Here is a 25165-nt window from a genome sequence, read left to right as displayed (position 1 = left end):
GCACCCCAAAAGCAACGCCTAGCGTTGGCTTTTTTTTGTGCCGACATCATGGCGTTGTCCGTGGATCATGTAGCTGTTCTGCTTAACAGAAAGGCAAGGAGCCTATGAGTCGATTGAAGATTTCTCCATGGCTGTCCAGTTCCGGTGGCCCCTTGGTGGCGATGGGTGAGGGTTTCGCCGGTATGTGGCGTGGCCTCGACGGCCATCCCTCGGATTACCACAGGGCCTGTCAGATTGATGACTATGCCGGCCGGCTGGAGGGCGTCGATGGCGACATTCTTGTCCTGGGTGATGAGCCTTTGGACACGGCGATTGCCACGGCAGATGATGCCTTGCTGATTATCCGATGGATATGCGCCCCATCTGAGGCCGAGGTGCTGGCGCAGCTTGATCTGCTTGAGCTGGGTTCACTGACCCCGATCGAGCGGTTGAGTATTGATTGGGCAAGCGACGCGCTGGTGCTGTTTGACGGGGCCGAGCGGTTTGACCCACAGGCTTGTCTGGACCTTCAACTGTTGTCGCCGCACAGCGAGGTATCGACATTCCGCTACCAGCCCACGGCCGATACCGCCCTGCTGATCCACCAGATAGTGCCTCGCCAGTGGGCCCATCCGTACTGAGGTTTGGCCTGCATGGATAGGCAGCACTACCTTTTTGATGAGCAACGCTACCCCATTGCCTGGCGGTTCAATGCTCGGGATTGTGGGTTGTCCTATAGCGACAAACAGCGTCTGTGCTTGTACCAGCAGGCGCAGTCCCAGGCGCTATGGGATGAGCGGGTTGCGGTTTCGCACCTGATGAGCGTCAGCGCTGGGACGTTCCAGGTCAGCGAAACGATCACCCTGGATTTCAAGCGTCGGGCTGACGGCGCTGGGTTTTTCCAGAAGGCCCTAGAGGGTGAGGAATGGCTCTGGTTGTTCTGGGGCCGGGATTGCGCGGCGCATGTGCCCAGTGACGTCTTTGTGAGGTGCTGGGATGACTTCTTTTATCCCGATGACGACAACACCCTGTTGATCATGGAGCACAGCGCCAGGGTCATTTTTTCCTGCGAGGAGACGTTCTTCAGGGGGCAGTTTTTAGGGCGTTGACCGCCCAGCCTTCTTAGCCCTGCTCGATCGCCGGGCTGACGCTTTCCAGCCGATAGCCATAGCCGTAGATGGTCAGCAGTTGCCAGCCCCGGTCCGCCGTCAGCCCCAGTTTGTTGCGCAGGCGGTAGATGTGGGTATCCAGTGGCCGGGAAGAGGCGATTTCTTCATGGGTCCAGAAACGCTCATAGAGGTACTCCCGGGACAGCGGTCGTCCCAGGTTGGCGAACAGGCAGCGGGCCAGCCGGTACTCGCGCTCGGTCAGGCTGATGGGCAGGCCGGCCCGGGTCACAGTCAGTTCCGCATCGTCGAAACTCAAGTCATTGAACACCAGCACCTCGCTGGCGGCTGTGCGCTGCAGGCCATTGCGCCGCAGCACCGCGGTGACCCTGGCCTTGAGTTCGTTGGGGCGGAAGGGTTTGCTGACGTAGTCGTCGGCGCCGGCATTCAGGGCCTGGACAATGTCGCTCTCGGCATCGCGGCTGGTGAGCATGATGGCCGCCGGTGGCGCCTCCATGTGCTCCCGGGTCCAGCGCAGCAGCGACAGGCCGCTAAGGTCAGGCAGTTGCCAGTCGAGAATCAGCAGGTCGAAGGTTTCCCGGCGCAGTTGCCGCAGCAGGTCTTCGCCCCGGGCAAAACAGTGCAGGCTCCAGGGCTGTTCGGACGGGCCGGGTATCTGTCGCAGTGTCTGTTCTACCCGAGCCAGTTCGGCGGGTTCGTCATCCAGTATTGCGACACGCATGCGAGGCAGTTCCTTGAAATCCGGGGAGTGCTGGGGGCGTTGGCGACAAGCGCCCGAGTGGGGGGAGTTTAGGCGTTTGTGTGGAATCTGAACAATTGTGCTGAATACCCCTGTCGCGCTCCCTGGGTCGGTACGCTGATGTCAAATAGCCGGTAACCCACAGGGCATGTGGGCCCTGGCGTGCAATGGCGAGACAGCGGCGTGAGTCCGCAAGGAAAGCATCATGGGCAATCTGTTTGGCTCCGGCCTGGGCCAGCGAGCGATCATCGTCAGTGGCCTTCAAGCGACCCGTTTCACCGGCCTGGTCCTGGCCGCCTATTTGAGTCTGGGCTGCAGCAGCGGCCAGGCGTTCACCGAGCAGCGGCCCACACCGCAGCCTTTCAAGGTTGCGCCCATTCACAGTGCTTTGAATGAGACCCTCGGGTTTGCCCCGGGGCTTGAACCGCAGGTGCAACCCATTGCCCTGCCCTCCGGCATTTATGCGCCAGCCCAACGCTGGGTGTTTTAGGGGCTGGACGGATGATTCTGAACAAATCTGGCAAATCTCCTCCGGCTTCGTTGCGGCGGGTAAATTGGCTCGGGCTGAGTGGCACCTGGAGCGCGGGATGTGCTCCGACACAGGATGTGTCAACCGCCAGGTTGGCGGGGGCGTGGTCTGTTTGCGGGCCACGCCGAAGGGGAACCAAAAGGAGTGCCTCTTCAGGATCCAGGATCGATCGACCCGTCGCTTCGGTTCCGACACAGGGATGTGTCACTCCCCTCCCCTTTAGGTTTTTCCGGCAATACTTGCCAGCTCTCTAGGCGCCAGTCGAGCGCGCCGGGTTCGGCTATCGGCCCGTGACCGGCCTCAGGTATGGTGCGTAGGATTTCGCAGTGACTTCCCCAAGGGCTCACAGAACACCCATGAATGACGTCCACCCTTCGCCTTTTCCCAACCCTGGCCCCATGGCTCAGCGCCTGTTGATGGTGAGCGGCCTGCTGGCGACTTTTTTCCTGCCTCTGGGCCATCTCAACGCCGCGCCCCAGCGCCTGCCCTACATCGATGACCAGCAACAGTGTCGCGGCCAGCCATTGCCGGCGACGGTCGAGCACTTGACCGGGGAAGCCTGGAAGCTCGACGCCAAGGGACGGGAGATCCTGCTGGAAGAAGGCATGAGCATTGATGAGCAGGAAGGTGTGAAGACCTCGCCTTCGGCCTTTGTCAGCCTGTCCCTGGGCGATGGTTCGCGGGTCGTGCTGCCGTCCAGTTCCCACATCACCTTGCGCCTCAACCGGCAGCAGCCGATTCCTCAACTGAGCCTGGAACAGGGCCAGGTCGAGTCTTATGTGATCAAGCGCGACAGTGACTACGACCGCTTTCAGATCCTCACGCCGGTCGGGGTGCTGGGGGTACGTGGTACGCATTTTCGCGTGCGCAATGATGATCAGGCATCCCTGGTCGAGGTGCTCAATGGCCAGGTGGCGGTCAGTCGCGAGGAACAATCCGCGACCGGGAGCAAGCCGCGCGCCACCAAGCGGGTTGTGGATAAACCCGCAGGCCCGGTGCCGGGAGAGGTTCAGGTCATGGCCCGGCAAGGGTTGCGCATCCAGCGGCAAGGGGCGTTGAAACCGGTGGAGCTGCTCCCGGCCCCACAGTTGCTGGGCCAGTCCGGGCAGTCCGGAAAGCTGCCGTATTGGCGGCTGATTATGAGACCCTTGCCCGGCGCCCAGCGCTATCGGGCCCAAGTGGCCACGGACAAGGAATTTCGCGACATCAAGCAGGAACAGTTTTCCAGCACACCCGAGATCAGCTTCAGTGGCTTGAAAGCGTTTTTCTACCACGTACGCCTTTCGGCGTTCGATGAGCAGGGCCTGGAAGGAGAAACCGGGGTCTATGACATCTTTTATTACCCGCCTACGGCGCGGGCCGAATAAGCCAACCGCGGGCTGTCCATGAAGCCCTGGCGTCGCGCCGACGGGCGTGAGCCAAGCCAGGCCCAGCAGCTGTTCCGGCGCCTGGTCCGGGAATGGCTGGGGGTCAGCCTGATCCTCCTGCCGCTGACCGCCGTGCTATCCCTGAGCCATGGGTTGGCGCTGAACAATCTGCTGTATGACAGCTTGCGGCGCCTCAGCCCACTGCCCGTGGACCCGCGGATTCTGCTGGTCACCATCGACGATTACAGCCTTAAGCAGCTGGGCCAATGGCCCTGGTCGCGGACGGTGCACGGCGCCTTGCTGGACCGTTTGCACGCGGCGCAAGCCAAGGGCGTGTTGTTCGACGTGATCTTCAGTGAGCCCGACCCGCTGCCCGCCAACGATGCCCTGTTGGCCAGCGCCCTGTGCCGGGCCGGCAATGTTTATTTGCCGGTGCTGCGGGAGAACGTTGCCCGTTATGCACAGCCTCTTGGCGAGCTGGCTCCGGTGCCGTCCCTACTGGCGTGTGCCCGGAGCGTCGGCCACATCAATGCCGAGGCCGACCGCGATGGAATTGTGCGCAGCGTGTACCTGCGTGAAGGGCCTGTGGATAACCCCAAGCCGCAATTGGCCTGGCGGCTCTATGAGTTGGCCCAGCAGGACGTGGCTCAGGCGCAGATGCCGGGCGTCCCTGCGGCAGCCATTACCCAGGGCTGGCTGCGTTCCCATGAGGTGCGTATTCCCTTTATCAGCGCCACGGCGGGCTTTCCCAGCGTGCCGTATGTCAGCGTGTTACGCGGGGAGGTGCCCGCCGAGCTGCTGCGCGATCGCCTGATCCTGGTGGGCGCTACGGCGGCCGGTTTGGGGGATCGCTACGTCACTCCGCAATCCGCCCAGCAGGGCACCACCCCCGGCATCGAAATCCAGGCCAATGTGCTCAACGGCCTGTTGCAGCAACGCAGCATCGTCGCCCTCGGCGAACTGACGGGGATGTGCCTGTCTCTGGGTTTGGTGGCGGCGTTGTTGAGCCTGTTGTTGTGGCGTCCGCGACATGCCCTGTGGCTGACCTTGGGTTGCATGGCCGCCGCGTTGCTGGGCTCGGCCCTGTTGCTGCGCCTGGGGGCTTGGTGGTCCCCGGCGGCCAGTGTGCTGGGCATGTTGCTGGCGTACCTGACCTGGAACTGGCGACGCTTGCGGGTCGTCCTGGCGTACTTCGGCTGGGAGCTGGCGCGCCTGGACGCCGAACCCAAGGTGCTGCCCGAGCGGCGTCGACGCCAGGCGCCGAGCGGTGATGTGTTGCAGGGGCAGATTGTCGCCTTGGAACAGGCCATGAGCCGCACCCGGGATACCCAGCGTTTTATCGCCGACGGCCTGGAGTACCTGCCGGTGGCCACCTTGATCAGCGATCCGGGCGGGCGGATTTTGCTGGCCAACCGCAACGCCCGCGAGTTGTTCGCGCACAGCCTGGTCGGCAGCGATCTGCTCGCGCAATTGGCCAGCCTGGGCTACCCGGGGCTGGAGGATCAGACCCTGGCCAGCCTGGTGCCCGTGGAGTTTCGCGATACCCAGGAGCGCAGCCTGCGTACTGACCTGGCGCCGCTGTTACCGGTGGACAGCGATATTCCCATCGGCTGGCTGCTGAGCCTGACCGACCTCAGCGTTGAGCGTGATGCCGAACGCCAGCGTGGGCTGTTGCTGCGCTTTCTCTCCCACGACCTGCGTGCGCCCCATTCGGCGATCCTGGCCTTGCTTGACGTGCAGCGCCTTCAGGCGCCCGACGATCAGCCTGTGTATAACCAGATCGAACTCCAGGTGCGCCGTGCCCTGGAGTTGACCGAAGCTTTTGTGCAATTGGCCAGGGCCGAGTCCGAGGCCTATCAGTTTGAACCGAGCATGTTCGCCATGCTGGTGCTGGATGCTTTCGACCAGGCCAACACCCTGGCCCAGCTGAAGCAGATCCAATTGCTCCACGAGCTGGATGACGAGGATGAAGGATTGGTGCTGGCCGATCAGGCCCTGCTGACCCGGGCCTTGTTCAACCTGCTGGAGAACGCCATCAAATACAGCCCGCCCGGCTCCACGGTGCGTGTGCAACTGCACGCGGATGAGCATTGGTTGACTTGTGAAATCATCGATCAGGGCCGGGGGATCGCCGCCGCAGAGTTGCCTCGGTTGTTCAACCAGTACCAGCGCTTTGTCTCGGCCCAAGGAATCGAAGGGCTCGGTTTGGGCCTGGCCATGGTCAAGGCGGTGGTGGATCGCCATGAGGGGCTTATCCGTTGTCAGAGCGTGGTGGGCCAGGGCACGTGCTTCACGCTGGGTCTGCCCTTGCTCAAGGAGTAAAAATCGAGGCAAAAAAAACCGGCTTTTCAGGCCGGTTTTTTTATCACCTAAAAACTTATGCACGTTTTCAGTGATTTTATGAGCTTCAGAAATATGTATTTAAATCATTAGCTTACAGATCAAATTCAGGGATTTTCGACAATCTCGTACACAGGTTATCCACAGATTCTCATAACGCCACTTGATCGGCCTTTGTGGCCACGGCTGGCAGGGAGCCCATGTCCCGTTGTGCCTGCTCGTTCCAGGCCTGTACCCGCTCGTTGAGCTCGGCGATGGCCCGTGGGCCGCTGCCTTCGGCGTACATCGCGCGCCGATGGTCACGGTGATGGTACCGGGGCGCTTGGCCCAGCCAGCCTTGGGCCAGAACTTGCCGGCGTTGTGGGCGATCGGCAACACCGGCAAGTCGGCATTCACCGCCAGGGCACTGCCGCTGCGGGAGAACTTGCCAATCTGGCCATAAGGCACTCGGGTGCCTTCCGGGAAAATCAGCACCCAGACATTGTCCTTGAGCAACTCGTCGCCTTTGCTTGCCACCTGCTTGAGGGCGGCCTTGGGGTTATCACGATCAATCGCGATGGGGCGCAGCATGGCCATGGCCCAGCCGAAGAACGGCACGTACAGCAGCTCACGCTTGAGCACTTGGCTCAGGGGCTCGAAGTACGCCGAGAGAAAGAACGTTTCCCAGGTGCTCTGGTGGTTCGAAACGATCACACACGGCCGCTCCGGGACGTTTTCTGCGCCCTTCACGTCCACGTGGATATTCAGGAAGACCTTGGTCAGCCACAACGCGCAGCGACACCAGTACACATTGATAAAACGGTAACGTGCCTTGAACGGCAGGAACGGCGCAATAAAAAAGCTCAGGGAGCACCACAGCAGCGAGCTGGTGCCCAACAGCAGGTAAAAGAAAAAGGTTCTGATTGCCTGCAGGATCGACATAGCGGCATTTACCATTGCGGGCAGTACCCGCCTGTAAAAAGCGTACCCCTGAGCAGTCCTTGTTCAGGATGTCGGAAGTGCACTTTGTTAATAAATTCAGTTGTGGATAAGTTCAGCAGCCACGGCCGCCAGGTCGTCAAAAATCAACGTCCCCACCGGCAGGGTTTTCCCCAGGGTCTTTTCACCTTTCCCGGTCTTTACCAAAACGGGTTGTGAATCGACGGCTTTCGCGGCCTCCAGGTCACCGAGGCTGTCGCCCACGAACCAACATCCGGCGAGATCGACCTGATAATGCTCGGCAATTGTCCGCAGCATCCCCGGCTTGGGTTTGCGGCAGGCGCAACCTTCATCCGGGCCGTGTGGGCAATAAACGATCAAACCGACCTCGCCACCCTGCTCCGCCACCAACGTGCGCAAGCGCTCGTGCATGGCGTCGAGGGTGGCCAAATCGTAGTAGCCACGAGCGATGCCGGACTGGTTGGTGGCGATTGCCACGGTCCAGCCGGCCTTGCTCAACTGCGCGATGGCCGCGATCGAGCCGGGGAGCGGAATCCACTCCGCCACCGATTTGATGTACGCATCGGAGTCATGGTTGATGACCCCGTCCCGATCGAGAATCAGCAGTTTCAACGCGCGCTTACCCCAGCAACGAGATGTCGGCGACACCCAGGAACAAGCCACGCAGACGCGCCAGCAGCGCATAGCGGTTGGCCCGTACCTTGGGGTCTTCAGCGTTGACCATCACCGCTTCGAAGAACGCGTCCACCGGCTCGCGCAAGGCGGCCAGGCGCGCCAGGGTCTCGCTGTATTGACGGGCCACGGCCATCGGCTGCACTGCCTGGTCCGCTTGCTGGATCGCCGAATACAGGGAGAACTCGTTGGCGTTGTCGAAGTACTTGGCTTCCACGGTGCTTGGCACGCTGCCTTCAACCTTGCTCAGCAGGTTCGACACGCGCTTGTTCACTGCGGCCAGGGCGGCGGCTTCCGGCAATTTGCGGAAGGCCTGCACGGCTTGTACGCGCTGGTCGAAGTCCAGGGCCGAACCCGGCTTCAGGGCACGTACCGACAGGTAAGTGGCCACGTCCACGCCTTCGTCTTCGTAACGCGCACGCAGGCGGTCGAAGATGAATTCCAGCACCTGGTCGCCCAGGCCGGCGGCCTTGACCTTGGCACCGAACGCGCTGACGGCGAATGCCACGGCTTCGGTCAGGTCGAGGTCGAGCTTCTTGTCGATCAGGATGCGCAGCACGCCGAGGGCGGCACGACGCAGGGCGTAGGGGTCTTTGCTGCCGGTAGGCAACATGCCGATGCCGAAGATCCCCACCAGGGTATCCAGCTTGTCGGCGATGGCCACGGCGGCACCGGTCAGGGTGCTTGGCAGCTCGGCGCCGGCGCCACGGGGCATGTACTGCTCGTTCAGGGCCAGGGCCACGTCTTGCGGCTCGCCGTCATTGAGGGCGTAGTAGTAGCCGGCGACACCTTGCATCTCCGGGAACTCGCCGACCATTTCGGTGGCCAGGTCGCACTTCGACAGCAGGCCGGCACGGGCTGCACGCTGGGCGTCGCCACCAATGCGCGGGGCAATGAACGCCGCCAGCTTGGAGATGCGTTCGGCTTTGTCGTAGACGCTGCCCAGCTTCTCCTGGAACACCACGTTCTGCAGGCGCAGGTTGAAGGCTTCGAGCTTCTGCTTCTTGTCCTGCTTGAAGAAGAACTCGGCGTCGGTCAGGCGTGGGCGCACGACTTTCTCGTTGCCCTCGATGATCTGGCGCGGGTCCTTGCTTTCAATGTTGGCCACGGTGATGAAGCGCGGCAGCAGCTTGCCGTCCACGTCCAGCAGGCAGAAGTACTTCTGGTTGTCCTGCATGGTGGTGATCAGGGCTTCTTGCGGCACGTCGAGGAAGCGTTCCTCGAACGAGCACACCAGCGGCACAGGCCATTCCACCAGGGCGGTCACTTCGTCCAGCAGGTCGGCCGGAACGATGGCGGTGCCTTCTTGCAGGGTGGCCAGTTCGGCGGTGCGCTTGCTGATCAGCTCGCGACGCTCGTTGGCATCGGCCAGTACGTAGGCAGCACGCAGGTCGTTGAGGTAGTTGGCCGGAGCACTGATGCGCACGTTTTCCGGGTGATGGAAACGGTGGCCACGGGACTCGCGACCGGCTTTCTGGGCAAGGATGGTGCAGTCGATCACCTCATCGCCCAGCAGCATGACCAGCCATTGGGTCGGACGCACGAACTCTTCCTTGCGCGCGGCCCAGCGCATGCGCTTGGGAATCGGCAGGTCGTTCAGCGAGTCTTCGACGATGGTCGGCAGCAGGCTGGCAGTAGGCTTGCCCTGGATGCTCTGGCTGTAGCGCAGTTTCGGACCGCTCTGGTCGATCTCGCTCAGGTCCACGCCGCACTTCTTGGCAAAACCCAGGGCCGCCTGGGTCGGGTTACCGTCGGCGTCGAACGCGGCCTGGCGCGGCGGGCCGTCCAGGTTGATGCTGCGATCGGGCTGCTGAGTGGCCAGTTGGGTGATCAGCACCGCCAGGCGCCGTGGCGCGGCGTAGACCTGCTTGGCTTCGAAGCTCAGGCCAGCGGCTTGCAGGCCTTTGTCGATGCCGGCCAGAAAGGCTTCGGCCAGGGTGTTCAGGGCTTTGGGTGGCAGCTCTTCAGTGCCCAGTTCAACCAGAAAATCTTGCGCACTCATTGTGCCGCCTCCAACTTAGCCAACACTTCATCACGCAGGTCCGGGGTCGCCATCGGGAAGCCCAGCTTGGCGCGAGCCATCAGGTAGGCTTGGGCGACGGAACGCGCCAGCGTGCGTACCCGCAGGATGTACTGCTGACGGGCGGTAACGGAGATTGCCCGGCGCGCATCCAGCAGGTTGAAGGTGTGGGATGCCTTGAGGACCATTTCATAGCTTGGCAGCGGCAGCGGCTGATCCAGTTCGATCAGGCGCTTGGCTTCGCTTTCGTAGAAATCGAACAGTTCGAACAGCTTCTCGACGTTGGCGTGTTCGAAGTTGTAGGTGGACTGCTCCACCTCGTTCTGATGGAACACGTCGCCGTAGGTCACCTTGCCGAACGGGCCGTCGGCCCAGACCAGGTCGTACACCGAGTCCACGCCCTGCAGGTACATGGCCAGGCGTTCCAGGCCGTAGGTGATCTCGCCGGTCACCGGGTAGCACTCGATGCCACCGGCTTGCTGGAAGTAAGTGAACTGAGTCACTTCCATGCCATTGAGCCAGACTTCCCAGCCCAGGCCCCAGGCGCCCAGGGTCGGCGATTCCCAGTTGTCTTCAACGAAACGGATGTCGTGGACCAGCGGGTCCAGGCCGACATGTTTCAGCGAGCCCAGGTACAGCTCCTGGAAGTTGTCCGGGTTGGGCTTGAGCACCACCTGGAACTGATAGTAGTGCTGCAGGCGGTTGGGGTTTTCGCCGTAGCGGCCGTCAGTCGGGCGACGACTGGGCTGCACATAAGCGGCGTTCCAGGTTTCCGGGCCAATGGCCCGCAGGAAGGTAGCGGTGTGGAAAGTGCCGGCGCCTACTTCCATATCGTAGGGCTGAAGTACCACACAACCTTGCTCGGCCCAGTACTGCTGGAGGGCGAGGATCAAGTCTTGGAAGGTACGCACGGCTGGCGTAGGCTGGCTCACGAAATTCACCTGTTACTTGGGCTGCGATTTAAGGAGCGGGAGTATACCCGATTCGGTCCTGCGCACGCCCCCTGGAGCCTTATGCCACGCTGCTTTTGGTGTTCCGAAGATCCGCTGTACATGGCTTATCACGATCAGGAGTGGGGCGTGCCGCTACGGGATGCGCAGCGCTTGTTCGAGTTGTTATTGCTCGAAGGGTTCCAGGCGGGCTTGTCGTGGATCACCGTATTGAAGAAGCGCGAACGCTATCGGCAAGTGCTCTGGGGCTTCGATGTACAGCGTGTGGCGCAGATGAGCGATGCGGAAATCGACGAGCTGATGCTCGACCCCGGGATCATCCGCAACCGCTTGAAACTCAATGCCGCCCGGCGCAATGCCGAGGCCTGGCTGGCCCTGGAAGACCCGGTGGAATTTCTCTGGTCGTTCGTCGATGGCCAGCCCAAGGTCAATCATTTCAAGGATCGCAGCGAAGTCCCGGCGGTCACGCCCGAGGCGCTAGCCATGAGCCATGGCCTGAAAAAGGCCGGCTTCACCTTCGTCGGCCCGACCATTTGTTATGCCCTGATGCAAGCCTCGGGCATGGTCATGGATCACACTCAAGACTGTGATCGTTACGCCGTCCTGTTGAACAGCCGGTTAGAATAGCCGGCTCGCGACAGATCATGACCTACAGATCAGGAGTCACTTGTGGATAAGTTCAAAGGCGCCCTGCTGGTGGGCGCCCTGCGATTGTTTGCCCTGCTGCCATGGCGCGCGGTGCAAGCCGTTGGCTCGGCCATTGGCTGGGTCATGTGGAAAACCCCCAACCGTTCCCGGGACGTGGTGCGCATCAACCTGGCCAAGTGCTTTCCGCAGATGGACCCGGCTGAGCGCGAGCGCTTAGTCGGCCAGAGCCTGAAAGACATCGGCAAATCCCTGACCGAAAGCGCCTGCGCCTGGATCTGGCCGGCCCAGCGCTCCATCGATCTGGTGCGCGAAGTCGAAGGCCTGGATGTGCTCAAGGAGGCCCTGGCTTCGGGCAAGGGCGTGGTGGGCATCACCAGCCACCTGGGCAACTGGGAAGTGCTCAACCATTTCTACTGCAGCCAGTGCAAACCGATCATTTTCTACCGTCCACCCAAGCTCAAGGCTGTGGACGAACTGTTGCGCAAGCAGCGGGTGCAACTGGGCAACCGCGTCGCCGCCTCGACCAAGGAAGGCATCCTCAGCGTTATCAAGGAAGTGCGCAAAGGCGGTGCAGTGGGTATTCCCGCCGACCCGGAACCGGCCGAATCCGCCGGGATCTTCGTGCCCTTCTTCGCTACCCAGGCGCTGACCAGCAAGTTCGTGCCGAATATGCTGGCCGGCGGCAAGGCGGTGGGCGTGTTCCTGCATGCCCTGCGCTTGCCGGATGGTTCGGGCTACAAGGTGATCCTCGAAGCAGCCCCGGAAGACATGTACAGCACTGACACTGAAACCTCCTGCGCCGCCATGAGCCGGGTGGTCGAGCGTTACGTGGCTGCGTATCCGAGCCAGTACATGTGGAGCATGAAGCGCTTCAAGAAACGCCCACCGGGCGAAGCACGCTGGTACTGACCGGCGCTGGCACGATCTGTGGATAACTGGACTGACCTGGTTATCCACAGCCATTGATCAAAGGGCGCTAAAGATGTCCGAACACCGCAAATCCTTCCGCATCAAGATCCAGCACGAAAGCTTCGGCGAGTGTTTGGGGCAGACGCGCCAGTTGTCCGCCAGTGGCGTGTATGTGCAGAGCCCGACCCTGGCCCGGCTGCCCAAGGGCGCCGTGGTGTATGGCCAGGTGCAGGGCTTGCCGGTGACGGCGCCGCGGGTGCGCATGGAAGTGGTGCAAGTGGACGCTGAGGGCATTGCCCTGCGCTATTTGTAGGCGTTTCAGGGCGCCTTGCGCTCGAGCTTCTTAAGAAACACGGTCATTTCCTTTTCCGCCTGTTTATCGCCATGCCCGCGAGCGACTTCCAGGCCCTGCTCCCAGGCTTGGCGCGCCGCCGGATAATCGTCCTGGGCCAGGTAGGCCTTGCCCAACAGCTTCCAGGCGGCGGAGTACTTGGGGTCGAACCCCACGCAGCGTTGCAGGTGTTCGGCGGCTTTGGAGTTATCCCCAAGGTCCAGGTAACCCTTGCCCAGGCCGAAGCGCAACAGGGCGTTATCCACACCCTTGGCGAGCATTTTTTCCAACGATTCCAGCATCACAGACTCCCCTTCTATGCCGCGCAAATGTGCGTAGGAGCTGGCTCGCCAGCGATAGGCCGTTCAAGCCCGCCATCGCTGCCTAGCCTCAGAAGAAGCTCAACCCTACGTGGAACAGCTTCTCTACATCGCGAATGTGCTTTTTATCCACAAGGAACAGAATCACGTGGTCGCCCGCTTCGATCACTGTGTCGTCGTGGGCGATGAGCACCTCTTCGTCACGGATGATTGCGCCAATAGTGGTGCCCGGCGGCAGGCCGATGTTCTCGATGGCCCGGCCGATGACCTTGCTCGATTTGGCGTCACCGTGGGCGATGGCCTCGATGGCCTCTGCCGCCCCGCGGCGCAGGGAGTGCACGCTGACGATATCGCCACGGCGCACGTGGGCCAGCAAGGTGCCGATGGTGGCCAGCTGCGGGCTGATGGCGATGTCGATGTCGCCGCCCTGGATCAGGTCTACGTAAGCCGGGTTGTTGATGATGGTCATGACCTTCTTGGCGCCCAGGCGCTTGGCCAGCAGCGACGACATGATGTTGGCTTCGTCGTCGTTGGTCAGGGCCAGGAAGATGTCGGCATCGGCGATGTTCTCTTCCAGTAGCAGGTCGCGGTCCGAGGCACTGCCCTGCAACACCACGGTGCTGTCGAGGCTGTCGGACAAGTAGCGGCAACGTGCCGGGTTCATCTCGATGATCTTCACCTGGTAGCGGCTTTCGATGGCCTCGGCCAGGCGCTCGCCGATCTGCCCACCGCCGGCGATAACGATGCGCTTGTAGGATTCGTCGAGACGACGCATCTCACTCATCACCGCACGGATGTGGACCTTGGCAGCGATGAAGAACACCTCGTCGTCCGCCTCGATCACCGTGTCGCCCTTGGGCATGATCGGTCGGTCACGACGGAAGATCGCCGCCACCCGGGTGTCGACGTTTGGCATGTGCTCGCGCAACTGGCGCAATTGCTGGCCCACCAACGGTCCGCCGTAGTAAGCCTTGACCGCCACCAGTTGGGCCTTGCCTTCGGCGAAGTCGATCACCTGCAGGGCGCCGGGGTGTTCGATCAGGCGCTTGATGTAGTTGGTCACCACTTGCTCGGGGCTGATCAACACGTCCACCGGGATCGCGTCGTTGTCGAACAGGCCGGCGCGGGTCAGGTAGGCGGCTTCGCGTACCCGGGCAATCTTGGTCGGAGTGTGGAATAGGGTGTGGGCGACCTGGCAGGCGACCATATTGGTCTCGTCGCTGTTGGTCACCGCCACCAGCATGTCGGCGTCGTCGGCACCGGCCTGGCGCAGTACTGTGGGGAACGAGCCCCGGCCCTGCACGGTGCGGATGTCCAGGCGGTCGCCGAGGTCGCGCAGGCGTTCGCCGTCGGTGTCGACCACGGTGATGTCGTTGGCTTCGCTGGCCAGGTGTTCCGCCAGGGTGCCGCCCACTTGCCCTGCGCCGAGGATGATGATTTTCATCCAGTCACTCCCTTAAACCCGTGTTAGCCGCGTGCTGCGGCGATCTTGATCAGCTTGGCGTAGTAGAAGCCGTCATGGCCGCCCTCTTGCGCCAGCAACTGGCGTCCGTGGGGCTGCTTGAGGCCCGCGGCAGGCTGGCCGAGTTGGCCGGCGATGTCCAGTTCGCGAGCGCCCGTGGTCCGGGCCAGGAAAGCCTCGATCACCTCGGTGTTCTCGGTGGGCAAGGTGGAGCAGGTGGCGTAGACCAGGATGCCGCCGACCTCCAGGGTTGGCCACAGGGCGTCCAGCAACTCACCTTGCAACTGGGCCAGGGCGGCAATGTCGTCGGGTTGGCGAGTCAGCTTGATGTCCGGGTGGCGACGGATTACGCCGGTGGCCGAGCACGGCGCGTCCAGCAGGATGCGCTGGAACGGCTTGCCATCCCACCAGGCCTGGGTGTCGCGACCGTCGGCGGCGATCAGTTCAGCGGCCAGGCCCAGGCGCTCAAGGTTCTCGCGAACCCGCACCAGGCGCTTGGCTTCCAGGTCCACGGCGACCACACCGGCCAGGGCCGGTTCGACTTCGAGGATATGGCAGGTCTTGCCCCCGGGCGCACAGCAGGCGTCCAGCACCCGTTGCCCCGGCGCCAGCTCCAGCAGGTCCGCAGCCAGTTGCGCGGCTTCGTCCTGGACGCTGATCCAGCCTTCGGCAAAACCCGGCAGGTTGCGCACGTCGCAGGCTTCATCGAGGACGATGCCGTCCTGGCTGAAGACGCATGGCTTGGCCTCGACGGCGGCGGCACTCAGTAACTGCAGGTACGCGTCCCGGGAATGATGGCGGCGATTGACCCGCAGGATCATCGGTGGGTGGGCGTTGTTGGCGGCGCAAATGGCTTCCCACTGCTCGGGCCAGAAGGCCTTGAGGGACTTTTGCAGCCAGCGCGGGTGGGCCGTGCGCACCACCGGGTCATGTTCCAGCTCGGCCAGCAGCGCTTCGCTTTCGCGCTGGGCGCGGCGCAGCACGGCGTTGAGCAGGGCCTTGGCCCAGGGCTTTTTCAGCTTTTCGGCGCAGCCCACGGTTTCACCGATGGCGGCGTGGGCCGGCACCCGGGTGTAGAGCAGTTGGTAAAGCCCCACCAGCAGCAGCGCCTCGACATCGGCGTCGGCAGCCTTGAAGGGTTTTTGCAGCAGCTTGGCCGCCAGCGCCGACAGCCGTGGCTGCCAGCGCGCGGTGCCGAACGCCAGGTCCTGGGTAAAGCCGCGATCGCGGACCTCGACCTTGTCCAGTTGGGTGGGCAACGAACTGTTGAGGGAGGCCTTGCCGTTGAGTACGGCGGTCAGGGCCTTGGCAGCGGCCAGACGTGGGTTCATTGGGCGTCCACCGCTTGACCGAGGACGGTGCCGAGGGCGAATTTCTCACGGCGGCTGTTGAACAGGTCGCTGAAGTTCAGGGCCTTGCCGCCGGGCAATTGCAGGCGGGTCAGGCACAGCGCCTGTTCACCGCAGGCGACGATCAGGCCGTCTTTGCTGGCGTCGAGGATCTCACCGGGTGTGCCCTGGCCTTCTGCCAGGTTGGCGGCCAGGACCTTCAGCGATTCGCCGTTGAGGGTGCTGTGGCAGATCGGCCACGGGTTGAAGGCGCGCACCAGGCGCTCCAGTTCCGGTGCCGGACGGCTCCAGTCGACGCGCGCCTCGTCCTTGTTCAGTTTGTGGGCGTAAGTGGCCAGGCTGTCATCCTGTACTTCGCCTTCCAGGGTGCCTGCCGCCAGGCCGGCAATGGCCTGGAGCACGGCCGGCGGGCCCATTTCGGCTAGACGGTCATGCAGGCTGCCGCCAGTGTCTGCGGCGCTGATCGGGGTGCTGACCTTGAGCAGCATCGGCCCGGTGTCCAGGCCCGCTTCCATGCGCATCACGGTCACGCCGCTCATCGCATCGCCGGCTTGCACGGCGCGCTGGATCGGCGCCGCACCGCGCCAGCGCGGCAGCAGCGAGGCGTGGCTGTTGATGCAGCCCAGGCGCGGAATATCCAGCACCACTTGCGGCAGGATCAGGCCGTAGGCCACTACCACCATCAGGTCCGGCTTGAGCGCCGCCAGTTCGGCCTGGGCCGCGGCGTCACGCAGGGTCGGCGGTTGCAGCACCGGGATGTTGTGCTCCAGCGCCAACTGCTTGACCGGGCTTGGCATCAGCTTCTGCCCACGCCCCGCTGGACGGTCCGGCTGGGTGTAGACCGCTACGATCTCGTCAGGGCCGGCAAGCAGGGCCTTGAGGTGTTCGGCGGCAAATTCCGGGGTGCCGGCAAAGACGATGCGCATGATGGGTACTCGCTTGGAAAGGGGACGCAGGTGAAACGACCGCGGGCAAGCCCGCTCCTACACAAATGAACCATTGTAGGAGCGGGCTTGCCCGCGATGCACCACTGGATAAGGAATCAAGCGTTCTGGCGATGCTGCTTTTCCAGCTTCTTCTTGATCCGGTCACGCTTGAGCGTGGACAGGTAGTCAACGAACAGCTTGCCGTTGAGGTGGTCGCATTCGTGCTGGATGCACACCGCCAACAGGCCTTCGGCGATCAGTTCATAAGGCTGGCCATCACGGTCCAGGGCCTTGATCTTGACCCGCTGCGGGCGATCGACGTTTTCGTAGAAACCCGGTACCGACAGGCAGCCTTCCTGGTACTGGTCCATCTCATCGGTGAGGGCTTCGAACTCAGGGTTGATAAACACCCGTGGCTCGCTGCGGTCTTCGGACAGGTCCATGACCACGATGCGCTTGTGCACGTTGACCTGGGTCGCCGCGAGGCCGATGCCTGGGGCTTCATACATTGTTTCAAACATGTCATCGACCAACTGACGCACTTCGTCGTCCACTACGGCCACGGGTTTGGCGATAGTGCGCAGGCGCGAATCGGGGAATTCGAGGATGTTTAAAATGGCCATAAGCTTGATTGCTGCACGTGTGAAGTAAGGGCGGAGTCGGGGGCCGGGCAGGTTCTGGACCTGGGCCGCCGATGCGAAACGTGCTCGGTAGGAGCTGCGAGCCGCGCAGGCTCTGGCGTTTCACGCGAACGCACATAATAAAGGGATTCAGCCCCTGAGGAAATGACTACTCGCCGGGCTCTTGCCGCTCCGGCCTCAGTTGGCGCTGTGGGCAATGACGCTGACCAGCCCCCTTCGGCGCCCCTGAAACGAATAAAGATTCAACAAGTTACCAACAGACTTATCCACAGCTTGTTCTCGCTGCGGCGGGAGCTGAAACGATCAAGGATGATCCGATGACTGCGTCTGTCCCGGCGACGATTTCCCCTGCGGAACTCGAAGCCTGTTTACGTCTGCACCGTCTGCCCGAGCTTGGGCCGGCGCGCTTTCAACGCTTGCTGCACGCCTTCGGCTCGGCCTCCAAAGCCCTCAGTGCACCGGATGCCGCCTGGCGGTCTCTGGGGTTGCCGGCGGCCTGCGCCGAGGCCCGGCGCAGTGCCCAGGTGCGGGACGGCGCAAGCCATGCACTGGCCTGGCTGGAGCGTCCGGGCCAGCATTTACTGATGTTGGGCCAGCCCGGCTACCCGGCCTTGCTCGCCGAGTTGCCCGACGCCCCGCCGCTGCTGTTCGTGGCCGGCGCCCCGGAAATCCTGGAAAAACCGCAACTGGCGATGGTCGGTAGCCGGCGCGCATCGCGACCGGGCCTGGACACCGCGACGGCGTTTTCCCGCGAGCTGGCCGCCGCCGGTTTTGTCATCACCAGCGGCCTGGCCCTGGGCATCGACGGTGCGGCTCATCAGGCGGCGTTGGCCGTGGGTGGCCAGACCGTAGCGGTGTTGGGCACCGGTCTGGAAAAACTTTATCCACAGCGCCACCGAGCCTTGGCCGAAGCGATGATCGATCGCGGCAGCGCGGTGATTTCCGAGTTCCCCCTGGACACGCCACCCCTGCCCGACCACTTCCCGCGGCGCAACCGGATCATCAGCGGTCTGTCCCTCGGTGTGCTGGTGGTGGAAGCCAGTGTCGCCAGCGGTTCGCTGATCACTGCGCGCCTGGCGGCGGAACAAGGGCGCGAGGTGTACGCCATTCCCGGGTCCATCCACCACCCCGGCGCCCGGGGTTGCCACCAATTGATTCGTGACGGTGCGGTGCTGGTGGAAACCATCGAACACATTCTTGAGGCCTTGCGGGGCTGGCAGAACGTGGGGCCGGTCAGTGTGCCGTCGGCGCCGGAGCATCCCTTGCTGGCGCTGTTGCACGCCGCGCCCCACAGCAGCGAAGCCCTGGCCGCCGCTATGGGCTGGGCATTGCCCACTGTTCTGGCGGCCCTGACGGAACTTGAGATCGAGGGTCGCGCGGTGTGCGAAAACGGTCGCTGGTTTGCGCGTATCCGCTAGGCTTTACGGGCAAGATCGGTAAACTGCGCACAGCTTTTATCCGGAGAATCAGCAATGGTCAGCAGTTGGCGTGTGCAGCAAGCCGCACGAGAAATTCGCGCAGGGGCGGTGATTGCCTATCCAACCGAAGCGGTGTGGGGCCTGGGCTGTGATCCGTGGAACGAAGAGGCGGTGGATCGGTTATTGGCGATCAAGTCCCGGTCTGTGGATAAGGGCCTGATCCTGATTGCCGACAACATCCGTCAATTCGATTTCCTCTTCGAGGACTTCCCCGACACCTGGATCGAGCGCATGTCCAGCACCTGGCCGGGGCCCAATACCTGGCTGGTGCCCCATCAGGATTTGCTGCCCGAGTGGATCACCGGGGTGCACGACACCGTGGCGCTGCGGGTCAGCGACCATCCTCAAGTCCGTGAGTTGTGTTCCTTGGTAGGGCCGCTGATTTCCACCTCGGCCAACCCTCAAGGGCGCCCGGCGGCGCGCACGCGGATTCGCATCGAGCAGTACTTCCGCGGGCAGTTGGACCTGGTGCTGGGGGGCAACCTGGGTGGCCGCAAGAACCCGAGCCTGATTCGGGATCTGGCCACCGGCAAGGTGGTGCGGCCTTCGTAACAAGCATCGCCGGCAAGCCGGCTCCCTTAGGAGCCAGCTTGCCGGCGATAACCCTCAAGGCAGCAGGATGGTCGAGCCGGTCGTACGCCGCGCCGACAACTCCACGTGGGCCTTGGCCGCGTCTGCCAGTGGGAAGCGCTGGCCGATCTCGATCTTCAGCTTGCCACTGGCAATCATGGCGAACAGATCATCGGCCATGTGTTGCAGGTTTTCGGCATTGTTGGCGTAGGTCGCCAGGGTCGGCCGGGTTACGTACAGCGAGCCCTTGGCCGAGAGAATCCCCAGGTTCACCCCGTCCACGGCCCCTGACGCATTACCAAAGCTGACCATCAGCCCGCGCGGCGCCAGGCAGTCCAGGGAGGTGAGCCAGGTGTCTTTGCCGACGCCGTCGTAGACCACCGGGCACTTCTTGCCATCGGTCAATTCCAGCACCCGTTGGGCCACGTCTTCATGGCTGTAGTCGATGGTTTCCCAAGCCCCGAGGGATTTGGCGATGGCGGCTTTTTCCGGCGAGCTGACGGTACCGATCAGCTTCACGCCCAGGGCCTTGGCCCACTGGCAGGCCAGGGAACCCACGCCCCCGGCAGCGGCGTGGAACAGCACGGTTTCACCGGCCTTCAGTTCATAGGTCTGACGCAACAGGTACTGCACGGTCAGGCCCTTGAGCATGACCCCGGCGGCCTGCTCAAAGCTGATGGCGTCCGGCAGGTGCACCAGGTTGGCTGCCGGCAGCACATGCACATCGCTGTAGGCGCCCAGGGGGCCGCTGCCATAGGCCACACGATCGCCGACCTTGAACTGGCTGACCTCGCTGCCCACGGCCTCGACCACCCCGGCACCTTCAGCCCCCAGGCCCGAAGGCAGGGCTGGCGGCGCGTAGAGGCCGCTGCGGAAATAGGTGTCGATAAAGTTCAGGCCAATGGCCTTGTTGCTGACGCGAACCTGTTGCGGGCCAGGCTCGGCGGGGACGTAGTCGACATACTCAAGCACTTCGGGGCCGCCATGGGCACGGAACTGGATACGTTTGGCCATCTGCAATTTCTCCTCGGTCGTGTCGCGAAAGTGCTCTATCGGACTCCTCTGCTTGACCGTCGTCAACTGTGGCAGACCCTGGCGCGGTGTTATGCTACGCGCCCATTTGCGCCGGCCCACCGCTGCACCCCTGGCGCCGCGTAGCTTTGCCCGATTCAAGGTGATGCCATGACTACCCGCACCGAGGCCGTAAAAGCCTACCTGCTCGACCTGCAAGACCGCATTTGCGCTGCCCTGGAAATCGAAGACGGCGGTACGCGTTTTGTCGAAGACGCCTGGACCCGCCCTGCTGGCGGCGGCGGCCGGACCCGGGTGCTGGCCGATGGCGCAGTGATTGAAAAAGGCGGGGTCAACTTCTCCCACGTGTTCGGCAGCGGCTTGCCGCCTTCCGCCAGCGCCCATCGGCCGGAACTGGCTGGGCGCGGCTTCGAGGCCCTGGGTGTGTCCCTGGTGATCCACCCGCACAACCCCCACGTGCCCACGTCCCATGCCAATGTGCGTTTCTTCATTGCCGAGAAAGAGGGCGAAGAGCCAGTCTGGTGGTTCGGCGGCGGCTTCGACCTGACCCCCTACTACGCCAACGAAGAAGACTGTGTGCACTGGCACCGCGTGGCCGAGCGCGCCTGTGCGCCGTTCGGCGCCGACGTCTACCCGCGCTACAAGGCTTGGTGCGACAGCTACTTCCACATCAAGCACCGCAACGAACCGCGGGGCATTGGCGGCCTGTTCTTCGATGACCTGAACCAGTGGGATTTCGACACCAGCTTCGCCTTTATGCGCGCCATCGGCGACGCCTACATCGAGGCCTACCTGCCCATCGTGCAGCGCCGCAAAGCCATGGCCTATACCGAGCAGCAGCGGGCCTTCCAGGAATTCCGTCGTGGCCGTTATGTGGAGTTCAACCTGGTCTACGACCGTGGCACCCTGTTCGGCCTGCAGTCGGGCGGGCGCACCGAATCGATCCTCATGTCGCTGCCGCCCCACGTGCGCTGGGGTTACGACTGGAAGGCCGAGCCCGGCAGCGAAGAAGCACGTTTGACCGAGTACTTCCTGCAAGACCGGGACTGGTTGGCAGGCAGCAACTAATCGCTTACCCACTGTAGGGGCCGGCTCGCCGGCGAACGGGCTGCGGCTGCAGGTGGGCGCTGAGCAAAAGGGGTGAGAGATGGATCAGTACGTCGTTTTTGGTAACCCGATCGGCCACAGCAAGTCGCCGCTGATCCATCGGCTGTTTGCCGAGCAGACCGGCCAGCAACTGGACTACAACACCTTGCTGGCGCCCCTGGATGATTTCGTCGGCTGCGCCCAGGCGTTTTTCGCCGAGGGCCGGGGCGCCAACGTCACCGTACCGTTCAAGGAAGACGCCTATCGCCTGGCCGATACCCTCAGCGAACGGGCCCAGCGTGCTGGCGCGGTCAACACCCTGAGTAAGCTCGCCGACGGCCGCCTGTTGGGTGACAACACCGACGGCGCCGGCCTGGTGCGCGACCTGACGGTGAATGCCGGTGTCAGCCTCAAGGGCAAGCGCATCTTGTTGCTGGGGGCCGGCGGCGCAGTGCGTGGGGTGCTGGAGCCGTTGCTGGCCGAGCAACCGGCGTCGGTGGTGATCGCCAACCGTACCGTGGCCAAGGCCGAGTTGCTGGCTGAGCTGTTCGCTGATTTGGGGCCGGTATCGGCCAGCGGCTTCGATTGGTTGGAGGAGTCGGTGGACCTGATTATCAACGCCACTTCGGCCAGCCTGTCCGGCGACCTGCCACCGATTGCCAGCAGCCTGATCGAGCCCGGCCACACCGTTTGCTACGACATGATGTACGGCAAGGAGCCCACGCCGTTCTGTCGCTGGGCCACTGAACACGGCGCGGTGGCGGCGCTGGATGGCCTGGGAATGCTGGCCGAACAAGCGGCGGAAGCCTTCTACCTGTGGCGCGGCGTCCGCCCGGACAGCGCCCCGGTGCTGGCCGAACTGCGCCGCCAACTGGCCCTCTGACACGCCCTGTGTAGGCGCTGGCGCGTCAGCGATAGCGCCCTCAAGATCGCCATCGCCGGCAAGCCGGGCTCCTACGGTTCTGAGGCCGCCCATTTGTAGGCGCTGGCTCGCCAGCGATAGCGCCTTCAACATCGCCATCGCCGGCAAGCCGGCTCCTACGGTTCTGAGGCTGCCCATTTGTAGGCGCTGGCTTGCCAGCGATTACGGGCTTGATCCCCGTTCCGATAAAAACCTCAATCTTCAAAACGGATCGGGCATTTCTCCGGGCCTTCCAGCTTGATCAATTCCTCCATCACCGGTTGCCGGGCGCGGCGCAAGGTCAGGCTACGGCGTTGGCGTAACAGCCGGCGGGCTTCCTGGTGGAGCATTTCCACCCCGGAATAGTCGATGAAGTTGATGTGCTGGGCATCGATCACCAGCTTCGGGGCCTGGCAGCGCTGCATGCGCACTTGCAGGTAATGGCTGGCGCCAAAGAAGATCGAGCCCCCCACCCGCAGAATGTCCTCATCACCCTCGCGCCACTGCTGCACCCGCGGCTGGGAAGTGCGCTTGAGGTAGAAGAACAGTGACGCCAGCACCCCGGCATAGATCGCCGTTTGCAGCTCCAGGAGCAAGGTGGCGACGCAGGTCAGGCTCATTACCACGAACTCAGCGCGGCTGACCCGGAACAGGGCTCGAATGCCCCGGTGGTCCACCAGCCCCCAGCAGATCAGAAGAATGCTCGCGGCCATGCCCGGGATCGGGATATGGGCAATCAGCCCGGCCCCGGCCACCGCGAACGAAGCCACCCACAGTGCGGAAAACACCCCGGCCAGGGGCGAGCGGGCGCCGGCGTCGTAGCTCAGCCCGGAGCGGGTGAACGAGCCGGAAGACAGGTAGCCGGAGAAGAATCCGCCGATGATGTTCGACAGGCCCTGGGCGCGGACCTCCTGGTTGGCGTCCAGCAGTTGTTCGGAGCGTGCCGACAGCGAGCGGGCGATCGACAGGCTGGTGACCAGGCCGAGCATGCCCACCGCCACCGCACTGGGCAGCAGGCGCAGGATCATCTCCAGGTCCAGCAATGGCAGCGGGCTCAAGGGCGGCAGGTGGCCGACGAAGGCGCTGACCAGCTTCACGTGGCCGAACAGGGCCGGCCACAGCCAGACCACCAGGCTGCTGAGCACCAGGGTGATCAGCAATGTCGGCCAGCGCGGCACCAGCAACTTGAGTCCGACCCCGACAACCAGGGTCCCCAGACCCAGCAGCAGCGAGGGTTTATCCAGGTCATGCAGGTGCTCCAGCAGGCTGTTGAGGCTATTGAGGGCGGTGGCCTGGCTGGGCAGGTCCAGCCCCAGCAGGTTGGGTAACTGGCCGAGGGCGATCACCACCGCAGCGCCCAGGGTGAAACCCAGCACCACGGAATGGGAGACGAAGTTCACCAGGGCGCCGAAACGCAGCATGCCCAGCAGCCATTGGAAAACCCCGGCAAGAAAGGTCAGCAACAGGATCAGCGTGATGTAGTCCTGGGACGCCGGCACCGCCAGGGGGCTGACGCTGGCGTAGAGGACGATGGAAATGGCCGCAGTGGGCCCGCAGATCAGGTGCCAGGACGAGCCCCAGAGGCAGGCAATCAACACCGGGACAATGGCTGCGTACAGGCCGTACTCCGGGGGCAGGCCGGCGATCAGGGCGTAGGCAATGGATTGCGGTAAAGCGAGGATGGCACCGCTCAGACCCACCAGCAGGTCGCGGCCGACGCTGGCGCGGGTTTGTTGCGGCAGCCAGCTCAGGAACGGCAAGAGGGAGTGGCGGTTGGGCCAGGCCATGGGTCCTCGCGGTGTGGGGAAATGGAGCGTCAGGGTGGCGTGTCAGCGATTGGGGTGCAAGTTCCAAAGGCCGTTCGCCTGGGGCGGCCGCCGGTCGGCGACGGTCACAGGGCGAACGGTGCGCCTCGATCTACAGCTTGGCCTTTACCGCCGCCAACGCGTCTTTGCCGTCCAGGGTCTTGACCCCGTCCAGCCACTTGTCCAGCACCGCCGGGTTGGCCTTGATCCAGGCCTTGGCCGCTACCGCATTGCTGACTTTCTTGTTCACCACCTCGGACATGATGCTGTTCTCCATCTCCTGGGTGAAGCTCAGGTTGGTCAGCAGCTTGCCAACATTCGGGCAGGCCTGTGCATAACCTTTGCGGGTCAGGGTGTAGACACTGCCGGTGTCGCCGAAGTACTTCTCGCCGCCCTTGAGGTAATGCATGTTCAACTGCACGTTCATCGGGTGTGGGGTCCAGCCGAGGAAGGTCACGAACTTCTGCTTTTTCACCGCCCGCGACACTTCGGCCAGCATCGCCTGCTCGCTGGATTCCACCAGCTTCCACTGGCCGAGTTCGAAGTCGTTCTTCTTGATGATCTCCTGCAGCGAGATATTGGCCGGGGCGCCGGAGCCGATGCCGTAGATCTTCTTCTCGAATTTGTCGGCGAATTTGTTCAGGTCGGCAAAGTCGTGCACCCCCGCGTCCCAGACGTAGTCCGGCACGGCCAGGGTGAACTCGGTGCCGTCGAGGTTCTTGGCCAGTTGAGTGACATCGCCATTGGCCACGAACTTGTCGTAGAAGCCCTGCTGCGCCGGCATCCAGTTACCCAGGAACACATCCACCTGGCCGTCCTTGAGGCCGCCAAAGGTGATCGGCACCGCCAGGGTGTCGACCTTGGCCTTGTAGCCCAGGCCGTCCAGCAGGAACCCGGTGATGGCGTTGGTTGCGGCGATGTCGCTCCAGCCCGGATCGGCCATTTTCACCGTCTCGCACGAGTCGGCCCAGGCCGATGCGCTGCCCAGGGCCAGGAGCCCGAGCGTCAGTGCTGTGGATAACCTTTGCATGCGCTTCCCCTTACA

Annotated in this window: 24 protein-coding genes and 1 pseudogene; 12 read left to right on the top strand and 13 right to left on the bottom strand. The window is 63.2% G+C overall.

The window, feature by feature from the left end; genetic code table 11:
- Positions 1–104 precede the first annotated feature (104 nt).
- Together M1B34_RS04925 and M1B34_RS04920 are read left to right on the top strand one after the other, a co-directional pair.
- A complete protein-coding gene (locus tag M1B34_RS04925) occupies positions 105–620 on the top strand; it encodes an Imm21 family immunity protein (protein ID WP_268264564.1) in 516 nt (171 codons plus the stop codon).
- A 12-nt stretch (positions 621–632) separates the two neighbouring features.
- On the top strand, positions 633–1088 hold the full coding sequence (locus M1B34_RS04920) for a hypothetical protein (RefSeq protein ID WP_268264563.1): 456 nt from the start codon (positions 633–635) through the stop codon (positions 1086–1088).
- A 13-nt stretch (positions 1089–1101) separates the two neighbouring features.
- Here the strand turns inward: M1B34_RS04920 and M1B34_RS04915 are convergent, their stop codons facing one another.
- Positions 1102–1827 (bottom strand): response regulator transcription factor, encoded by a 726-nt coding sequence (locus M1B34_RS04915; protein ID WP_268264562.1) that lies wholly within the window; start codon positions 1825–1827, stop codon positions 1102–1104.
- A gap of 223 nt (positions 1828–2050) precedes the next feature.
- Here M1B34_RS04915 and M1B34_RS04910 point away from each other — a divergent pair, with 223 nt between their 5' ends.
- The 3 genes from M1B34_RS04910 to M1B34_RS04900 all read left to right on the top strand — a co-directional run bounded on the left by M1B34_RS04910 (position 2051) and on the right by M1B34_RS04900 (position 6063).
- Positions 2051–2335, top strand: coding sequence for a hypothetical protein (locus M1B34_RS04910; RefSeq protein ID WP_123328004.1), 285 nt, complete (start codon positions 2051–2053; stop codon positions 2333–2335).
- A gap of 395 nt (positions 2336–2730) precedes the next feature.
- Entirely contained in the window at positions 2731–3741 is a 1011-nt protein-coding gene (locus tag M1B34_RS04905) for a FecR family protein (RefSeq protein WP_425273379.1), read from the top strand.
- Between the two features lie 18 nt (positions 3742–3759).
- The gene (locus tag M1B34_RS04900) at positions 3760–6063 is read left to right on the top strand and encodes a CHASE2 and HATPase_c domain-containing protein (RefSeq protein WP_268264561.1); all 2304 of its coding nucleotides are present in this window, start codon (positions 3760–3762) and stop codon (positions 6061–6063) included.
- Positions 6064–6232: 169 nt separating this feature from the next.
- On the opposite strand, the pseudogene M1B34_RS04895 reads toward M1B34_RS04900, so the two are convergent.
- The 4 genes and pseudogenes from M1B34_RS04895 to glyQ all read right to left on the bottom strand — a co-directional run bounded on the left by M1B34_RS04895 (position 6233) and on the right by glyQ (position 10644).
- A pseudogene (locus tag M1B34_RS04895) lies at positions 6233–7002 on the bottom strand (lysophospholipid acyltransferase family protein).
- A gap of 96 nt (positions 7003–7098) precedes the next feature.
- The gene (gene gmhB / locus M1B34_RS04890) at positions 7099–7632 is read right to left on the bottom strand and encodes a D-glycero-beta-D-manno-heptose 1,7-bisphosphate 7-phosphatase (protein WP_123328007.1); all 534 of its coding nucleotides are present in this window, start codon (positions 7630–7632) and stop codon (positions 7099–7101) included.
- A gap of 7 nt (positions 7633–7639) precedes the next feature.
- Positions 7640–9694, bottom strand: a complete 2055-nt coding sequence (gene glyS / locus M1B34_RS04885) for a glycine--tRNA ligase subunit beta (protein WP_123328008.1) — start codon at positions 9692–9694, stop codon at positions 7640–7642.
- Positions 9691–10644: a glycine--tRNA ligase subunit alpha gene (gene glyQ, locus M1B34_RS04880; RefSeq protein ID WP_053253611.1), complete on the bottom strand. Its 954-nt coding sequence runs from the start codon at positions 10642–10644 to the stop codon at positions 9691–9693. Before glyQ ends, glyS begins: the two co-directional genes overlap by 4 nt.
- 81 nt (positions 10645–10725) lie before the next feature.
- On the opposite strand from glyQ, the gene tag reads away from it, so the two are divergent.
- From tag to M1B34_RS04865, 3 genes are all read left to right on the top strand, one after another.
- Entirely contained in the window at positions 10726–11289 is a 564-nt protein-coding gene (gene tag / locus M1B34_RS04875; RefSeq protein ID WP_123328009.1) for a DNA-3-methyladenine glycosylase I, read from the top strand.
- A 42-nt stretch (positions 11290–11331) separates the two neighbouring features.
- Positions 11332–12219 (top strand): lysophospholipid acyltransferase, encoded by an 888-nt coding sequence (locus tag M1B34_RS04870; RefSeq protein ID WP_268264560.1) that lies wholly within the window; start codon positions 11332–11334, stop codon positions 12217–12219.
- A 73-nt stretch (positions 12220–12292) separates the two neighbouring features.
- On the top strand, positions 12293–12532 hold the full coding sequence (locus M1B34_RS04865; protein WP_123328011.1) for a PilZ domain-containing protein: 240 nt from the start codon (positions 12293–12295) through the stop codon (positions 12530–12532).
- Positions 12533–12537: 5 nt separating this feature from the next.
- On the opposite strand, the gene M1B34_RS04860 is transcribed toward M1B34_RS04865, so the two are convergent.
- The 5 genes from M1B34_RS04860 to def form a co-directional block, all read right to left on the bottom strand.
- On the bottom strand, positions 12538–12855 hold the full coding sequence (locus M1B34_RS04860) for a tetratricopeptide repeat protein (RefSeq protein ID WP_185039024.1): 318 nt from the start codon (positions 12853–12855) through the stop codon (positions 12538–12540).
- A gap of 85 nt (positions 12856–12940) precedes the next feature.
- Positions 12941–14314, bottom strand: coding sequence for a Trk system potassium transporter TrkA (trkA, locus tag M1B34_RS04855; RefSeq protein WP_123328013.1), 1374 nt, complete (start codon positions 14312–14314; stop codon positions 12941–12943).
- Between the two features lie 23 nt (positions 14315–14337).
- Complete coding sequence (rsmB, locus tag M1B34_RS04850; protein WP_123328014.1) at positions 14338–15663, bottom strand: 16S rRNA (cytosine(967)-C(5))-methyltransferase RsmB; 1326 nt, start codon at positions 15661–15663, stop codon at positions 14338–14340.
- Positions 15660–16607, bottom strand: coding sequence for a methionyl-tRNA formyltransferase (gene fmt, locus M1B34_RS04845; RefSeq protein ID WP_123328015.1), 948 nt, complete (start codon positions 16605–16607; stop codon positions 15660–15662). The genes rsmB and fmt overlap by 4 nt, the downstream gene beginning before the upstream one ends.
- 116 nt (positions 16608–16723) lie before the next feature.
- The gene (gene def / locus M1B34_RS04840; RefSeq protein WP_123328016.1) at positions 16724–17230 is read right to left on the bottom strand and encodes a peptide deformylase; all 507 of its coding nucleotides are present in this window, start codon (positions 17228–17230) and stop codon (positions 16724–16726) included.
- Positions 17231–17565: 335 nt separating this feature from the next.
- Between def and dprA the strand changes: the two genes are divergently transcribed.
- Entirely contained in the window at positions 17566–18666 is a 1101-nt protein-coding gene (gene dprA / locus M1B34_RS04835) for a DNA-processing protein DprA (RefSeq protein ID WP_268264559.1), read from the top strand.
- Positions 18667–18720: 54 nt separating this feature from the next.
- On the top strand, positions 18721–19278 hold the full coding sequence (gene tsaC / locus M1B34_RS04830) for an L-threonylcarbamoyladenylate synthase type 1 TsaC (RefSeq protein WP_268261129.1): 558 nt from the start codon (positions 18721–18723) through the stop codon (positions 19276–19278).
- Between the two features lie 54 nt (positions 19279–19332).
- Here the strand turns inward: tsaC and M1B34_RS04825 are convergent, their stop codons facing one another.
- The gene (locus tag M1B34_RS04825; protein WP_268261128.1) at positions 19333–20310 is read right to left on the bottom strand and encodes an NADPH:quinone reductase; all 978 of its coding nucleotides are present in this window, start codon (positions 20308–20310) and stop codon (positions 19333–19335) included.
- A gap of 168 nt (positions 20311–20478) precedes the next feature.
- Between M1B34_RS04825 and hemF the strand changes: the two genes are divergently transcribed.
- Positions 20479–21396 (top strand): oxygen-dependent coproporphyrinogen oxidase, encoded by a 918-nt coding sequence (hemF, locus tag M1B34_RS04820; protein WP_123328020.1) that lies wholly within the window; start codon positions 20479–20481, stop codon positions 21394–21396.
- 79 nt (positions 21397–21475) lie between these two features.
- Positions 21476–22297, top strand: coding sequence for a shikimate dehydrogenase (gene aroE, locus M1B34_RS04815; protein WP_268261126.1), 822 nt, complete (start codon positions 21476–21478; stop codon positions 22295–22297).
- Between the two features lie 233 nt (positions 22298–22530).
- Here the strand turns inward: aroE and M1B34_RS04810 are convergent, their stop codons facing one another.
- Both M1B34_RS04810 and choX read right to left on the bottom strand, forming a co-directional pair.
- Positions 22531–24102, bottom strand: coding sequence for a SulP family inorganic anion transporter (locus M1B34_RS04810; RefSeq protein WP_268264558.1), 1572 nt, complete (start codon positions 24100–24102; stop codon positions 22531–22533).
- Between the two features lie 130 nt (positions 24103–24232).
- Entirely contained in the window at positions 24233–25150 is a 918-nt protein-coding gene (gene choX, locus M1B34_RS04805) for a choline ABC transporter substrate-binding protein (protein WP_123328023.1), read from the bottom strand.
- Positions 25151–25165 lie beyond the last annotated feature (15 nt).

The sequence above is a fragment of the Pseudomonas morbosilactucae genome, from assembly GCF_023241715.1.
Lineage (GTDB): Bacteria > Pseudomonadota > Gammaproteobacteria > Pseudomonadales > Pseudomonadaceae > Aquipseudomonas > Aquipseudomonas morbosilactucae.
Note: the sequence above shows the minus strand (reverse complement) of the source record. Positions and strands in the feature narration are given on the sequence as shown.